15 protein-coding genes are annotated in these 15,134 nt (G+C 70.9%); 4 read left to right on the forward strand and 11 right to left on the reverse strand.

Going from position 1 to position 15,134, the window contains the following annotated elements; all coding sequences use genetic code 11:
- Window positions 1-26: 26 nt before the first annotated feature.
- Window positions 27-620 carry an HIT family protein gene (locus ACZ6TV_RS28320; protein ID WP_465300317.1) on the forward strand — a complete coding sequence of 198 codons (594 nt, stop codon included), beginning with the start codon at window positions 27-29 and terminating at the stop codon, window positions 618-620.
- Between the two features lie 4 nt (window positions 621-624).
- On the opposite strand, the gene ACZ6TV_RS28325 is transcribed toward ACZ6TV_RS28320, so the two are convergent.
- On the reverse strand, window positions 625-1,038 hold the full coding sequence (locus ACZ6TV_RS28325; protein WP_465300318.1) for an ASCH domain-containing protein: 414 nt from the start codon (window positions 1,036-1,038) through the stop codon (window positions 625-627).
- A 22-nt stretch (window positions 1,039-1,060) separates the two neighbouring features.
- On the opposite strand from ACZ6TV_RS28325, the gene ACZ6TV_RS28330 reads away from it, so the two are divergent.
- Window positions 1,061-1,315, forward strand: coding sequence for a hypothetical protein (locus tag ACZ6TV_RS28330; RefSeq protein WP_465300319.1), 255 nt, complete (start codon window positions 1,061-1,063; stop codon window positions 1,313-1,315).
- 5 nt (window positions 1,316-1,320) lie between these two features.
- Here the strand turns inward: ACZ6TV_RS28330 and ACZ6TV_RS28335 are convergent, their stop codons facing one another.
- Both ACZ6TV_RS28335 and ACZ6TV_RS28340 read right to left on the reverse strand, forming a co-directional pair.
- On the reverse strand, window positions 1,321-2,523 hold the full coding sequence (locus tag ACZ6TV_RS28335) for a PP2C family protein-serine/threonine phosphatase (RefSeq protein ID WP_465300320.1): 1,203 nt from the start codon (window positions 2,521-2,523) through the stop codon (window positions 1,321-1,323).
- Window positions 2,524-2,611: 88 nt separating this feature from the next.
- Complete coding sequence (locus tag ACZ6TV_RS28340; protein WP_465300321.1) at window positions 2,612-2,917, reverse strand: STAS domain-containing protein; 306 nt, start codon at window positions 2,915-2,917, stop codon at window positions 2,612-2,614.
- Between the two features lie 170 nt (window positions 2,918-3,087).
- Between ACZ6TV_RS28340 and ACZ6TV_RS28345 the strand changes: the two genes are divergently transcribed.
- Window positions 3,088-3,501: an ATP-binding protein gene (locus tag ACZ6TV_RS28345; protein WP_465300322.1), complete on the forward strand. Its 414-nt coding sequence runs from the start codon at window positions 3,088-3,090 to the stop codon at window positions 3,499-3,501.
- A 22-nt stretch (window positions 3,502-3,523) separates the two neighbouring features.
- Here ACZ6TV_RS28345 and ACZ6TV_RS28350 read toward each other — a convergent pair whose 3' ends face one another.
- The 6 genes from ACZ6TV_RS28350 to ACZ6TV_RS28375 form a co-directional block, all read right to left on the reverse strand.
- Window positions 3,524-5,323 carry a diguanylate cyclase domain-containing protein gene (locus ACZ6TV_RS28350; RefSeq protein ID WP_465300323.1) on the reverse strand — a complete coding sequence of 600 codons (1,800 nt, stop codon included), beginning with the start codon at window positions 5,321-5,323 and terminating at the stop codon, window positions 3,524-3,526.
- A gap of 37 nt (window positions 5,324-5,360) precedes the next feature.
- Entirely contained in the window at window positions 5,361-5,618 is a 258-nt protein-coding gene (locus ACZ6TV_RS28355) for a hypothetical protein (RefSeq protein WP_465300324.1), read from the reverse strand.
- 172 nt (window positions 5,619-5,790) lie between these two features.
- Window positions 5,791-7,371 (reverse strand): glycoside hydrolase family 43 protein, encoded by a 1,581-nt coding sequence (locus ACZ6TV_RS28360; RefSeq protein ID WP_465300325.1) that lies wholly within the window; start codon window positions 7,369-7,371, stop codon window positions 5,791-5,793.
- Window positions 7,372-7,414: 43 nt separating this feature from the next.
- Window positions 7,415-8,308, reverse strand: a complete 894-nt coding sequence (locus tag ACZ6TV_RS28365) for a carbohydrate ABC transporter permease (protein WP_465300326.1) — start codon at window positions 8,306-8,308, stop codon at window positions 7,415-7,417.
- The gene (locus ACZ6TV_RS28370; RefSeq protein WP_465300327.1) at window positions 8,308-9,198 is read right to left on the reverse strand and encodes a carbohydrate ABC transporter permease; all 891 of its coding nucleotides are present in this window, start codon (window positions 9,196-9,198) and stop codon (window positions 8,308-8,310) included. The genes ACZ6TV_RS28365 and ACZ6TV_RS28370 overlap by 1 nt, the downstream gene beginning before the upstream one ends.
- Window positions 9,195-10,511, reverse strand: coding sequence for an extracellular solute-binding protein (locus ACZ6TV_RS28375; RefSeq protein WP_465300328.1), 1,317 nt, complete (start codon window positions 10,509-10,511; stop codon window positions 9,195-9,197). The genes ACZ6TV_RS28370 and ACZ6TV_RS28375 overlap by 4 nt, the downstream gene beginning before the upstream one ends.
- 146 nt (window positions 10,512-10,657) lie before the next feature.
- On the opposite strand from ACZ6TV_RS28375, the gene ACZ6TV_RS28380 reads away from it, so the two are divergent.
- Window positions 10,658-11,683 carry a LacI family DNA-binding transcriptional regulator gene (locus ACZ6TV_RS28380; protein ID WP_354788585.1) on the forward strand — a complete coding sequence of 342 codons (1,026 nt, stop codon included), beginning with the start codon at window positions 10,658-10,660 and terminating at the stop codon, window positions 11,681-11,683.
- 35 nt (window positions 11,684-11,718) lie between these two features.
- Here ACZ6TV_RS28380 and ACZ6TV_RS28385 read toward each other — a convergent pair whose 3' ends face one another.
- Together ACZ6TV_RS28385 and ACZ6TV_RS28390 are read right to left on the reverse strand one after the other, a co-directional pair.
- On the reverse strand, window positions 11,719-13,182 hold the full coding sequence (locus ACZ6TV_RS28385; protein WP_465300329.1) for an RICIN domain-containing protein: 1,464 nt from the start codon (window positions 13,180-13,182) through the stop codon (window positions 11,719-11,721).
- 197 nt (window positions 13,183-13,379) lie between these two features.
- Complete coding sequence (locus ACZ6TV_RS28390) at window positions 13,380-15,110, reverse strand: carbohydrate-binding protein (protein ID WP_465300330.1); 1,731 nt, start codon at window positions 15,108-15,110, stop codon at window positions 13,380-13,382.
- Window positions 15,111-15,134: the final 24 nt, after the last annotated feature.

Below are 15,134 nucleotides of genomic sequence, written 5' to 3' on the forward strand. Positions count from 1 at the left end.
ACCGTCATCCTGGCATGATCGGCGGCATGAGCGACCGCTTCCTCACGCACCTGCCCATCGGCGGGCCGGCCGTGCCGTTCGACGGCAGCGGCATCCCGGGGTGGGACACGTTCCCGTTCGACGGCGACCTGCGGGTGCGCGCGCTCGACCCGCCGCAGCTGCCCGAGCCGCCGCGCGACGGTGAGGACGGCCCCGATTCGTGCGGGATCTGCCGGGAAGGGCCGGCGAACGCGGTCTGGGCCGACGAGCACTGGATGCTGCGGCACGCCGGCGGGCCCAGCGCGATCCCGGTCGTGGTGCTGCTGTGCCCGATCGGCCACTACGACCTGAGCGACCTGCCGCCGGAGCGGGCCGCGGAGATCGGCCCGATGCTGCAACGCGTCGAGCGGGCCATCATGTCCGTCGGCGGCATCGCCAGGGTCCACGCGTCGAAGATCGGTGACGGCGCCTCGCATCTGCACCTGTGGTTCATGGGCCGCCCGGCCGGCCTCACCCAGCTGCGCGGCAGCTGCCTGGTCCTGTGGGACGACGTGCTGCCCAGGCAGGACGAGTCCCAGTGGCGCGCGGTCCTCTCGGAGGTCGCGGCCGCGCTCGCCGTCGACGGTGGCAAGGTGTACTGACGGGTCACCGCCGCTCGACCACCCGGAAGCGTTGCAGGACCGCGGCCGTGTCGTCGTCGACGGTGAACGCCGGGTCGCCGAGCCAGCCCCGGTAGTCGTCCCCGTGCCAGAACTCCTCGTGCCCCGCCCGCCAGGCGGCGACGGTGTCGTGGCCCTCGCCCTCGTCGCGGGCGTGCCGGGCGTCGACGTCGCCGAGGCGGCGGACCTCGACGTGGGTCAGCTCGATCACCGCGACGGGACGGCCGTCCGAGTCGACCACGGCCGCGCGGTCGCCCTCGGCGGGCAGCGGGTCACCGTCGAGCACCCAGTCCTGGACCAGGCCGGTCGTCGTCGTCTTCGTCCCGTCGAGGACCGCGGCGACCAGCGCGTCGCGCAGCGGCCCGGGGAACGCGAACTGAAACGCGGGAAGCTCCGTCACCCTGCCACCGTAGCCGCCGCTGTTGTCTGGGCGTGGGTGGTCGTTCGTACATGCTGGCGACGCGGATGCCGATGTCGCGGACCGGCGACGGCCCCCTCGCGGTGCTCCTGGTCGGCCGCGCGGCGCCCGCTTCACCGCACGGCACCCGGTCGGCGAGCTGATCCAGGACCTGCGCCCGGTCGAGACCGCGTTCCTCGCCGCCACCTCGGCCGGCACCGGCGACGGCTGGGACCCGACCGGCGTGCTCGACCCAGCGATCCGCGCCGCCGCGGGCTGACGGCGTCAGTCGCGGCGGACGGCCAGGACGGCGACGTCGTCGGTGGGGGCGGCGTTGTCCAGCAGCTTCATCGCCGCGTTGCAGGTCGCGTCGGCGGAGCCGGCCGCGGCCAGGACCGTGACCATCCGCCGCAGTCCGGGCGTGATCCCGCGCTCCCTGCGCTCCACCAGGCCGTCGGTGTAGAGGAACAGCCCCTGCCCCGGCTCCAGCGGGATGCTCGTGTTGTGCCGGCAGGCGTCGCGGTATGCGCCGAGGGGCAGGTCGGGGCGGATCGTGAGCAGCTCGCTCGGCCCGTCCGGGCGCATCATCACCGGGGGCAGGTGACCGGCGACGGACAGGGTCACCGTGTCGAGCCCCGGGGCGAGGACGGCGTAGACGGCGGTCGCCATCGCGTCCGGCTCGAAGCGCTGCACCTTGCGGTCGAGCCGGGTCAGCACGTCCGCCGGGTCGTCGGTCTCCATCGCATACGCCCGCAGCGCGCTGCGGATGCGGCCCATGACCACCGCGGCGTGCAGGCCGCTGCCGGCGATGTCGCCGATGACGATGCCGACGTGACCGGACGGCAGGTCGAACACGTCATACCAGTCGCCGCCGACCCCGACCTGCGCGCCGGGCACGTAGCGGACCGCCACGTCCAGGCCGGGGATCGTCGGCGGGCGGGCCGGCAGCAGGCTGCGCTGCAGGGCGACGGCGGCGGCCCGGTCCAGGTGCGACCGGCGGGCCTCGGTGGCGAGCCCGGCCCGGTCTGCGACCAGCTGCAGCAGCTCGATGTCGTCGGCGGTGAACGACCGCGGCCGCAGGGTGCCGACGTGCAGGACGCCGATGACCCGGCCGCTGCTGAGCATCGGCACGCCGAGGAGCGAGGCGGTCCGCGCCGGCACCAGCGCCGCGTCGAAGTCGGTGGCACCGCCGCCGGCCCGGTCGAAACGCTCGACGGCGACCGGCTCGCCACGGACGGCGACGGCACCGGCGAACCCGTGCCCGACGGGCACCCGGACCTCGAGCCGCGGCGCCCGGTCGAGGCCCGCGGTGGCGGTGGCGACGAGCTCCGTGCCGTCCTGGTCGAGCAGCAGCACCGCGGCGCTGTCGGCGCGCAGGATGTCCAGGGTCCGCTCGAGCAGCTCGTGGAGCAGGTCCTCGAGGCCGAGCTGCGACAGGGCGGCATCGGTCACCGCCTGCAGGCGGCGGACCTTCTCCTCGCTGTCCACCAACGCCTTCCCGCCGCGCCTCGGCACCCGCGTCCCTGCCTCTCGCACGCTCAGTGTCGGATCAATGCCCGCGCCGCCCGCCCGTGTCTCAGCCGGACAGGTGCGCCAGGACGCCGGTCATGTCGAGCACGTCGTGCACCACCCCGGCCGGATTGGCGACCCGGAAGCGCCGACCCCGCTCGTCGGCCATCCGCCTGCCCTTGAGCAGCGCGTTGATGCCGGCCGAGTCGATGAACGTCACGGCGGCGAGATCCACCACGACGGTCTCGGCGTCGCTGCCGACCGCGGCGGCCACCGCACGGTCGAGGTCGGCGACGGTCGCCAGGTCCACGTCGCCGGCAATGCTGACGGTGCACGTCCCGGCGTCACGGGTCGTGGACAACGACAACGTCATGGGCCCCTCCCGGCCTTCCGGCCCTCCGGCGCTTCCCCAGCGCTCCGGGCGCGAGACGACAGCTACCCGCTGACCATATATGGTGACTCGACGAGAGCGCGACGACGGCGCCTGCGGCCCTGACCGCCGACGGGACCGCCGCGGGCGACGCACGATGTTGTGGATGTGACATGCGGGACGACCCTGACACACCCCAGGTCCTGGTGGCGCTGCCGCCGGTGACGGTGTCCGGCGTCGCCGAGGTCCGGCGCCGGGTGACCGAGGCCGCGCGCCAGGTCGGCCTGTCACCCGATCGGGTGTCCGGTTTCACCGTCGCCGTCAACGAGATCGTCATCAACGCGGTCGAGCACGGCGGCGGGACCGCCGCCGTGACCCTGATCCTGCAGGAGCACAGGCTGGTCGTCGAGGTGGCCGACACCGGCACCGAGCCGTGGCAGCCCGACCTGCCGACCGCCGCTCCCCCACCCGACCAGGTCAACGGGCGCGGCCTGTGGCTCGCGACCAACCTCGCCGACGAGCTCACCGTCGACTCCCGGGCCACCGGCCGCCTGGTCCGCCTGACCGCCTCCGCCGACCACCGGTAGACCTGCCCCGCCGGCCCGGCGCTCAGACACCTGCCTTGCGGTGCTGCTTGGTGCGGTACATCGCGTCGTCGGCGGCGCGCAGGAGGCGGTCCGGGTCGCCGGCGGGGCCGATGGCGACGCCCACGCTGGCGCCGATGCGCATGGGCACGCCGTCGAGGTCGATGGGGGCGGACAGGGCGGCCACGATCCGCGCGGCGAGGGCCTCGGCGCGGTCCGGGTCGGCGGGCAGCACCGCGAACTCGTCGCCGCCGAGGCGGGCGGCCAGGTCGCCGGGGTGCAGCAGGGCGGTGAGCCGGGCCGCGACGGTGGTCAGGACGTGGTCGCCGGCGTGGTGGCCGTGGCCGTCGTTGATCTCCTTGAAGCCGTCGAGGTCGATGACGAGCACGCCGGTGCGGGCATCGGCGCGGCGCTGCAGGTGCTCGCCGAGCAGGGCTCGGTTGGCGAGGCCGGTCAGGGCGTCGTGGGTCGCCTGGTGGCGCAGCTTGTCCTGCAGGGCGCGGGCCTCGGTGATGTCGCGGGCGTTGTACACCACGCCGCGCACGCTCGGGTGGTCGCGCAGGTCCGCGCCGACCACGTCGAGCCACCGGTAGCTGCCGTCGGTGTGCCGGAGCCGGATCTGCACCGACGCCGCGGACGAACCGGCGGCGAAGGCGTCGAACGTCGCCACGTCGGACGGGTGCACGCGTTGCCGCAGGACCGCGCCGAGGGCCGTGGACGGGTCCTCGCCGAGGACGCGGATCGCGGCGGGGCTCGCGTAGGTGACGGTGTCGTCGGCGCCGACGACGATGGTGACGTCGGAGGCGTGCAGGACCAGGGAGCTGAACCATTCCTTCTGGCTGCGCAGGTCGAGCATGCTGCGGTCCAGGTCGGTCAGGAGCTGGTCGTTGTCGTGGAACGCGGCGAGTTGCCTGGTCAGCACGAGCACGGTGATGATCACGACACCGGCGGTCACGCCCCAGATCCGCACGTCGGGGCGGACCTCGACGAGGGCGGCGACGAGCAGGACCTGGGTGGCGAGGACCGCCAGGTAGGGCATCAGGCTGAAGCGGCGCCGCGTGCCGCCGGTCCAGGCGCTGTCGCGGCGCAGCGTCTGCAGCTCCTGCAGCCGCAGGCTGAACGCGACCAGGATGCAGGGGATGAGCTGGGCGACGCTCATGAGGGCCGGGTTCGACGCGCCGGTGAGGACGGTGGCGACGGACGTGCCGACGGCGGTGCCGGCCGTGCCGACGCTGCCGGCGATGCCGGCCGCCATGGTGAACGGCGCCGTGTCGCTGAGGACGAGCTTCAGCACGCCCAGGACGATGACCAGCATGACCGCCGAGATGGCGGCCGCGGTGACCCGGTCCACGACGTCGCCGGCACCCAGTTGCGCGCCGATCGAGAAGTACCAGAGGAACACCGCGACACCGGCCAGGACGGTGGTGGCGTCCAGCCACAGCCGCAGCCGCTGCCGGCCGGCGGCGCCGAGCGGGTGCAGGAGCATCGTGACGACCATGACGGTCATGCCGAGCACGACCAGGCCGGCCTGCACGATGCTGACCTCGGCCACGGGGTGCCGCAGCACCAGGAAGGACTGGTAGCCGTCGCCGACCGCGCAGCACAGGGCGGTGACCGCCATCGACCGCCAGAAGCGGCGCGCGGGCCGGTTGGTGGCGTTGAGGTGCATGAGGCGCCGGGCGAACCACACCAGCGACACGTCCAGACCCGTCTGGATCAGCCAGGACGACCTGCTGTCACCCGGGCCGGCGAGGAACCACAGCACGACGGCGACGGTCAGCCCGCCGAAGCCGAGCAGCACCGGGTCCCGCTTGATTGTCGCCATGACGGGCCATCGGCGGGCGCGGTGGTGGCATAAGCGGTCAGACCGCGGGGCACCCCGGTGGCACCCAGACGAGCCTGGCCGGATACAGCGCCTCGGCCGTCTCCAGGGCCGCCTCGGCGGAGCCGAACACGGCCACCTCGAGGCTGCCGTCGGCGAGGAACCAGCTGGTCACGACCCTGTCGGCGAGCTGGTGGCCCCAGGCGACGACGCAAGGATGGCCGTCGTCCTCGGGGTCGGCGACGATCCCGAACAGGGAGGGCGCCTCCCGCAGCAGAGCCTGGTCATTTTCGGTCACGCGAACCCCCTCTCATGCGCAGATGCACGTGCAGATGCATCCTATGGCGCGCATTCCCGAGTGGAAGGGGTCGAGCGGCAGATGAAGTAGTCTCATCACCCCGCGAAGGAACCGCTTGAGTAACGCTGCCCGGGTCCTCCCGCAGGCGGCGGGAGGACCCCGTGACAACGGCTCAGCGCTGCGGCTTGTAGGTCGCGGCGGAGAAGTCCGCGGGCCGGCCACCGCCGGTCATGTCCTGCACCCACAGGCCGAAGAACGCACCGGTGAAGCCCCACGCCCGGGGTACGCCGTTGTCGGACTCCTGGGCGTACTCGTCGGACAGGATGCTGGCGTCGAACGGGCCCCACTCGACCTCGCCGTACGAGGCGCGCAGCACCCCGCCGTCAAGGTCGAGCCGCAGCCGGACCGGACCGGCGACGGGGACGGCCGGGCCGTGCGCGAGCACCCTGCCCCGGTCGCTGGACAGCACGTCGACGAACGCGCCCGAGACCTCGTCGAACCCGACCCGCAACAGGAACCAGTTGCGGCTGTTGTAGTACGCCGTGATCCCGGCCATCTGCTGGAAGTGCGTGGGCGCGAACTCGACCGTCGCCTCGAACGTCGCCCGGGAGTGCTGGACCCGGCGGGCGACGAGGCTCTCCCCCGACGTGGCGCCCGCCGAGCGGCCGCCGTGGATACGCAGGTGCCCGGGGCGCGCGTGGGTGGACACCCACGTGTTGTCCGCCGGGCGGCGCAGCGTGCTCCACTGCTGACCGAGGACCGGCCCGGTGAAGTCGTCGGTCTCCGGCTCGTCCGGCCACGGGTGCGCCGGCAGGTCGGGGCCCTCGACGACGTCGTGCGGGACGCCGCCGTCGATGCGCGGCCAGCCGTCGGCGGTCCAGGTGACCCGCTGGATCGCGGTCTCCCGGCCCAGGACGCAGCGCCCGCGCGGGCTGAGCGGCCGGCCGGTGAGGTGGGCGAAGAACCACTCGCCGTCCGGGGTCTCCACGAGGCTGCCGTGGCCGGCCTTCTGCAGCGCCAGGTCGGGCCGGTGCACGGCGGTGATGAGCGGGCCCGCCGGGTCCGACTCGTAGGGGCCGAACAGGTCCCGGGACCGGGCGACGGTCGCCTGGTGGAACCATTCGGTGCCGCCCTCGGCGGTGACCAGGTAGTACCAGCCGTCACGCTGGTACAGGTGCGGTCCCTCGGTCATCCCGGCGGCGGTGCCCGTGTAGAGGTCGACCGGGTCGCCCACGAGCTTGCGGGCGTTGCGGTCGTACTCCTGGGCGATGATGCCGTTGGCCCACGCGTGGCCCGGTCGCCAGTCCGTCCGGTTGGACAGCAGCCAGCTGCGGCCGTCACCACCGAGATCGTGGAACATCGACGGGTCGAAGCCCTGCGCGTGCAGCGGGACCGGCGCCGACCACGGCCCGTCGATGGCCGGCGCGGTCACCAGGAAGTTCGGGGTGTCCCAGAAGCCGGAGTAGGACTTCACGTCGGTGAAGACGAGATGGAACAGTCCGTCCACATAGGACAGGCAGGGCGCCCAGACGCCGCCGGAGTCGGGGTTGCCGGTCATGTCGAGCAGCCGGACGCTGTCCAGCGCACCACCGATCGGCCGCCAGTGCACCAGGTCCTTCGAGTGGTGCAGGCGCACGCCCGGGTACCACTCGAAGGTCGACGTGGCGAGGTAGTAGTCGGTGCCGACCCGCAGGATCGACGGGTCTGGGTGAAAACCGGGCAGGACCGGGTTTCGGATGGAGCCGGCAGTCATTGGTCGTCCCTCGTGATCGTGGTGCGCACCGAAGTGCGGCGTGCTACTTGCCGAAGCCCGCGGCGAGGCCGCTGAGCAGATGACGGCGGCCGAACAGGTACAGCGCCAGGACCGGCAGCGCGGACAGCACGACCGCGGCCATCAGGCCGGGCACGTTGGTCCCGAACTGGCTCTGGAAGTTCCACAGGCCCAGCGGCAGCACCCGCTGCTCGTCGCTCTGCGTCAGCACCAGCGGGAACAGGAACCCGTTCCAGGCGCCGAGGCCGACGAAGATGCCGACGCTGACCAGGCCCGGCCGGGCCAGCGGCAGCACCAGGCGGCCGAAGATCCGCCCGGCGGTGGCGCCGTCGACCGTCATCGCCTCGTACAGCTCGTTGGGGATGTCGCGCAGCGTGCTGGTGAGCACGACGATCGCGATCGGCAGGGAGAACGCCGCGGTCGGCAGCACGATCGCCAGCAGGGTGTCGTACATCTGCAGGCGGGTGATGATCAGGTAGATCGGCACGATGACCGCCTGCGCCGGCACGGCGAGGCCGAGCAGGAACACGTTGAACATCGAGCGGACCGTGCGGTTCGGGTTGCGCACGATGGCGTACGCGGCCGGCAGCGCGACCACGAGCACCAGCGCCACCGTGCCGAACGCGACGATGAGGCTGTTGGTCAGGTAGCTGGTGAACCCGAGGTCCCACAGCGACAGGAAGTTGTCGAACGTGGGGCTGGTCGGCAGGTCCAGCGGACCCTGGTCGATGTACTGCTCCGGCGTCCGGAACCCGGTGATGACCACGAAGTACACCGGGACCGCGACGATCAGCAGCCACAGCGTGGCGGCGATCCCGGCCGGGATGTTGGGCCGGCCACGCCGGCGGGGGCCGGGCGGTGGCAGCGAGACGGTCGGCCGGTTGCGGTGCGCCGGCCGGCGGGCGAGGTCGAGGCTCATCAGGCACCTTCCCGGTCGCTGGCCATCCGGTGGTAGCCGGTGATCCTGACGACGACAACCGACAGGGCGGTGCCGAGCGTGACGAGCAGGACGGCCAGGACGCTGGCGTAGCCCATGTCGAAGCCGACGAAGCCCTTGATGTACATGTGCAGGGGCAGGACCCGCGTCGCGGTGCCGGGTCCGCCGTTGGTCATCAGCAGGATCATCTCGAAGTAGGTGAGCGAGCCGACGAGGATGAGGACCGAGGAGGCGATGATCGTGTTGCGCAGCTGCGGCAGCGTGATGGAGAAGAACTGCCGCACCCCCGTCGCGCCGTCGAGCTGGGCCGCCTCGTAGAGCGAGACCGGGATCTGCCGGGTCGCCGATTGGTACAGCAGGGTGTGGAACGGCACGAACTGCCAGGCGATGACGAAGGCGATGACGTAGAGCGCTTTCTCGGGCGAGCCGAGGAAGTTGCCGTCGGGCACGCCGAGGTACTTGCCGTAGTCGGCGGCGAGGCCGAAGTTCGGGTCGAGCAGCGACACGAAGGTCACGGAGATCGCGGCGGTGGACAGCAACAGCGGCAGGAAGAACAGCGTCGACAGCACCGCCCGGCTGCGCTGCGGCCCGGCCGCCCACACGCCGATCAGCAGCGCGAGTGGGGTCTGCCCGATCCAGGATACGACGGTCAGGATCAGGGTCTTGCCGATGCCGTTGAACAGCTCGCTGTCGTCGAAGAGGGCGGTCCAGTTGCTCATCCCGACCCAGACCGGGTCGCCGAGGCCGTTCCACTTCGTGAAGCTGAGGTAGACGACCGCGAAGACCGGCAGGATGCCGAACGCTGCGAAGAACAGGACCGCTGGCGCGGCCCAGATGATTCCGGGCCGCGCCGCCGCTTTGAACGTCGTCATTTCGCCTTGGCCATGTTGGCCACGAAGGCGTCGGGCGTGATCTGGTTCAGGAAGAGCTTCTGCAGGTTGGTCAGCAGCTCGGTGCTCACGGACGGGGTCAGCGCCTGGTCCCAGGACTGGGTGAAGCTGGGCGCGTTGGCCACGAGGTCGTAGGTGAAGCCGGTGAAGTCCGCGTTGGGCTTGGACTTCAGCAGCGTGTCGGCGCCCTTGACCGCGGGGACCTGACCGGCCTCGATGAGACCGTTGATGTACTGGTCGGACGCGAGCGCCTTGGTCAGGAAGTCGATCGAGGCGTCCTTGCTCTTCGACGCGGCGTTGACCGAGTAGTAGTTGCTCGGGTTGCCCACGACGGACTTCGGGTCACCGGCGCCACCCTCGTACGCGGGGAAGGCGCTGAAGCCGAGCTTGCCGTTCTTGATGAAGTCCGGGTTGGCTTCCTTCTGCACCGAGAAGTCCCAGGTGCCCATGAGGTGCATGGCGGCCTTGCCGGTCGCGAAGAGCTTCGAGGCGCCCTGGTTGTCGTAGTTGACGCTGGCGAAGTTGGTGCCGAACGCGCCGCGCTTCACCAGGGTCTGGATCTCGCCGAGGGCCTTGACGACGGCCGGGTCCTGCCAGGCGCCTTCCTTGCCGGCCGCGATGTTGGCGAACTTGTCGGCGCCGCCGATGCGGTCCAGCAGGTACTCCAGCCACATCAGCTCGGTCCAGCCCTGCGAGCCGGCGAGGGCGATCGGGGTGATGCCCTTGGCCTTGAACGTGTCGACCAGGCTGAGCAGGTCGGCGTAGGTCTTCGGCGGCTGCACGCCGGCGGCGGCGAAGACGTCCTTGTTGATGAACAGCACGACCGGGAGCACGCCGAGCATCGGCAGGCCGTACTGCTTGCCGTCGACCTTGCCGACGTCCAGGACGCTGGGCAGGAACTTGGCCTTCAGCTCCGGGTTCTTCGCCAGGGCGTCGTCGAGCGGGGCGACCTGGTTGGCCTTGACGAACTCGGCCAGGTTGCCGCCGCCCCAGTTGAAGAACACGTCCGGCGCGGCGGGCGAGCCCATCGCGACCTGGAGCTTCTGCTTGTAGGCGTCGTTGACGTACGTGACCAGCTCGATCTTGGTGTTGTTGGCCTTGTTGTACGCGTCGATGCTGGCCGTCGCGATCGGGTTGACCGCGGCGTCCTGCAGGGCCCAGACGGAGACCTTGCTGGGTTCACCGGGCTTCGAGGTGCCCGGACCGGAGCTGCCGCAGGCGGCGGTGAGCGCCACTGCGGTGGTGGCGGCGAGCATCCCTGTGATGACTCGGCGAAGCTGCGCTGAACGGCGCATGCGCCGTACCGTCCTTCCATCGAAACAATCCGTACATCTTCCGAATATTTCGGGAAATGTTTCGGAATGGGGGTGTGGGGTGTACGGTGCCGATCACAAGCCACGCCCCGCAGGTTCGACAATCGTTTTCGAAACACAGGTGCCCCATGACGATGAAAACCGGGCCGACCATGGCGGAGATCGCCCAGGAGGCCGGCGTCGCCATCTCGACCGTGTCCAAGGTGCTCAACGGCCACACCGACGTCGCCGCGAAGACCCGCGAAACCATCGAACGGCTCATGTCCGAGCGCGGCTACCAGCGGCCGCGAGCGGCGAAGAACGGCCGCCGGCGCCGCAACGACCTCGTCGATCTCGTCATCAACGAGCTCGACAGCGTGTGGGGGCTGTCGATCCTCACCGGCGTCGAGGAGGTCGTCGAGGAGGCCGGGCTGGCGCTCGTCGTCTCCGCCGTGCACAATCGGCAGTCGCTGACCCGCCGCTGGGTCGAGTCGCTGCTGGCCCGCGGCTCCGAGGGCGCGATCCTCGTGCTGTCCGAGCTCGCCGAGCGCCAGCACGACGACCTGACCCGGCGCAACCTGCCGTTCGTCATCGTCGACGCCGTCAACCAGCCGCCGCCGGGCACGCCCGCGATCGGCGCCACCAACTTCGCCGGCGGTTACAGCGCCGCCGAGCACCTCGCCGCGCTCGGCCACCGGCGCATCGCCGCGATCGGCGGCCACGAGCAGTTCCAGTGCACCCGCGCCCGCATCGCCGGCTATCGCGCCGCCCTGGAGTCCGCGGGGCTGCCGGTGGACCGTCGGCTGATCCGGTACGGAAACTTCCACCACGACGGCGGCCTGCACGCCGCGCAGGCGCTGCTGGAGCTGCCCGACCCGCCGACGGCCATCTTCGCCGGCAGCGACCAGCAGGCGACCGGGGTCTACGAGGCGGTCCGCCGGGCCGGGCTCACCATCCCCGGCGACATCAGCGTGGTCGGCTTCGACGACCTGAACTTCGCGCAGTGGACCGCCCCGCCGCTGACCACCGTGCGCCAGCCGCTGCACGAGATGGGCGTCGTCGCCGCGCGGACGCTGCTGCGCATCGTCAACGGCGAGCGCCTCGAGTCGACCCGCATCGAGCTCGCCACCGACCTGGTGGTCAGGGAGAGCACGGCACCGCCGCGGGCCCACTAGGGACCCGCGGCGGTTCACAACGATCTACGAACGGTTCAGCGGACCGACCAGAGCTGGTTCGGCAGGCCGAGGCAGTCCCAGATGATCATCGGGGTGCCGTTGGCGGTGCCGCGGCCGGACGCGTCCAGGCAGCGGCCCGACGGCGGGTTGAAGATGGAGCCGTCGGCGCGGATCACCCAGTGCTGGGCCGTGTTGCCGTAGCAGGTCCACAGCTGGACCTTCGAGCCGTTCGCGGTGGCCGCCCTGTCGATGTCCAGGCACTTGCCGGACTGCGGGTTCACCAGGGCGTTGCCGTCCACGCGCCACTGCTGGGCGCCGTTGTTGAGGCAGTCCCACAGCTGCACGACCGTGCCGTCGGCGGTCCTGCCGCCGGACACGTCCAGGCATCTGTTGGAGCCGACCCCGACGATCGTGCGCACCGGCGACTGCCCGCCGCGGATCAGGAACAGGTTGTCCGCGACGTTGAAGTTGTTCGCCAGGTACGAGCCGGGCGGCGGGTTCGTCGAGTAGTAGTCGTTGTGGCCGCAGTCGAGCCGGTTCTCGTGGTTGCGGTCGGTGCAGATGTACCGCATCGGCGGGTGGTTCGGCTCGTCGGAGTAGCACATGACGTCGTACTCGTCGGTGCAGTGCGCGCCGCCGGACGCGTTCGGCGCGTTGTTGTTGACCGCGCCGAGGTTGTGCCCGAGCTCGTGCGAGGCGACGGCGGCGTTCCAGCAGCCGTTGTCGGACCGGCCGAACTCCGGGCCGAAGTTCGAGCGGTTGTCGTCGCTCTTGCGGGTGTCGCCGGCGAAACCACCGATGCCGCAGTACACGTTGGCGTCGGTGAGCATCATGTACTTGCGGTCGGTGCGGTTGTAGCCCAGCGCCTTCACGGCGTTGACGCTCGCGCCGAACTCGCCGAGCGCGGAGTCCGCGACCCGCACGTTGCGCACCACCGGACGGCACTGGCCGCCGACGTTCTCGGTGACGAAGCGGACGTGCCGCTCGCCGCCGGTCTCCTTGGCGCTCTCGTTGTAGATGACGTCGACGCCCTCGCCGATCTGGCGGAACGTCTCCAGGAACTGGCCGAAGCGGTCGGTGTTGCCGTGCACGTAGAGGATCTCCACGCGGCGCCCGGAGACGCCGTCGCCCTCGCAGACGGGCAGCGCGGCGACGGCGGCGGCCGCGGCCGGAGCGGCGGCGACCTGCTGCTTGACGCTGAGCCCGTTGGGCGGTGCGTCGGGTCCGTGGGTGCACATGACCGGGTTGACGCCGGTGACCCGCAGGCCGCCGACGCACGCGCCGGCCTTGTCGGCGACGAGGCCGCGGTGGACGAGTCCGCGGCCCGCGTCGTCGGCCGGTTGCGCGATCGCGCGGGCGCCGGCGCCGAACACCGACACCTGCGCCGCCTGATCGCCGGGCACATGCGCGTCGGCCGCGCCGCCCAGGCCCGCGAGGGCCATGAGCAGCGCGGATCCGACGATGAGGAGCGGCCGCCGTTGGCGGACGGTTGCCTTCATCGAGCCTCCTTGGGGGTTGAGGCCCTCAAGGTAGGTTTCCGCCGGGCGACGCACCGAGCGGTTTCGATGATTTTCGATTGTTTACACGTGGTTTCCACGAACGCAGGGTCCGGCGGCGGTGGGCACCCCTGCTCACCGCCGCCGGGCTGGGTCGTGGCAGCCGACGCCGACGGCCGCCACGGGTCCTGCCTGGTCCGCTACTGGAAGCGGAACCAGTCGATGTCCATCACGTCGGCGCTGTCGCTGCAGCGGATCACCGCGGTGATGGAGGTGGTGCCGGCCGGCAGGTTGCTGACGTTGAAGGCGATCTCCTTGTACGTCGTCCAGCTGCCGGTGCCGAGGATGCCGGGTGCGGCGATGACCGGGCCGGTCGCCGAGCCCGCGTGGAACTCCAGGGTGAACGCCTGGCTCGTCGGGCGGGCCGAGGAGTAGCGGAACACGACCTGGTTGGGGTTGCGGCCGCCGAAGTTGACGCCGTCGAACTTGATCCAGTCACCGTTGTTGGTGTAGCCGACCTCCTGGCCGCCGCTGGCGCCGGACGTGGTCACCTTCTGGATGCCGCTCTGGCTGTTGTACGACTCGGCCTCGATGGTGGCGAAGGCGTTGCGGTTGCCCGGGTTGCCGGTCGGGCCGCCGGACGTCGGCGGGTTGCTGGTCGGCGGCTGGGTGGTCGGGCCGGTGCCGCCGCCCCAGTTGGCGCCGCGACCGGTCATGGTGCCGTTGACGAACAGCGAGTTCTGCAGCTCCCGCTTGAAGTTCGACTTGATGTTGGCGTTGTCCTGGATGCGGCTGTTGCCCCAGTACCCGTCGGAGCAGCCCGGCTGGCCGGAGGACGCACCGGGCGGGCAGGCGAACTGGGCGATGGCCTCCCAGTTGCTGTTGATGTACGCCGCGCCGCGCAGCACGTCGGCGTTGCTGTTGATGTAGTTGAAGTACTCGTTGTACCAGGTGCCGATCTTCGTCCAGTCACCGTTGAGCGACACCCGGTTGTTGACGTTGGTGCAGCTGGCGTCGAGGTTCGCGGTGCGGTACGCCTGCGGGGTCGACTCGGAGATCATCGCCGGCTTGTTGTGGCTGCGGGCGAAGTTGAGGACCCGGTCGTAGAGGACCTTCGGGCTGCTGGTCGGGTTGTCGCAGGCCCACTGGTACTGCCGGTAGTTGGCGTCCCAGTAGAAGGTGCTCAGCGCGACCCAGTCCACGACGTCGTCGCCGGGGTACCAGTCGGACAGGTGGCTCGGGTTGCTGAAGTCGAACTTGTACTGCGCGTCGCCGTCCTTGGCGTAGCTGGCGCTCTGCCACACGGTGGCCACGTTGGTGGCGCCGAGGGCGTCGATGCGCTGCTTCACCACGCGGAACGCGGCCTTGTAGAAGTCGTAGTTGTAGCAGTTCCACGGGCCGTCGAACTCGTAGCCGACCCGCAGGTAGACCGACCGGTTGGTGTTGCGCAGGTAGACGATCAGGTTGTCGAGGTTCTGCCGGTACTGCTGGCCCAGCGCGCCGGCGATGTCCGCGTCCTGCCGGCCGATGATCGCCCGCAGCGGCTGGTTCTGGCAGCCGGGGTTGTCGGCGAGGTACAGGCCGACGGCGAGCGCGGCACCGGGGTACTCCGACAGCGTCTGGTTGAAGTTGAAGATGTTGCCGTTCAGGTTGCACGTGGCGGTGAGGCCGTTGCACGCGTTCGGCGAGATGTTGGTGTACAGCGTGACGCCGCCCGGCCGGGGGAAGGACGCGTCGACGTCGAGCACCTGAGACTTGTACGCGGTCAGGTCGGGGGTGGTCTGACCGGCGAGGAACATGACCTTGCCGTTGGGCGGGAGGTTGCGACCGGCCACGGCGCTGGCGGAGCCCGTGGTCACGGCGGTGATGAGGGGCACGGCGACGACGGTCGCGGCAAAGATGCCCAGGCCGATCTTGAATCTTCGGGACATTTGGCGGATTTCCCTTTCGTACTG

The organism is Dactylosporangium sp. NPDC051087 (assembly GCF_055586325.1).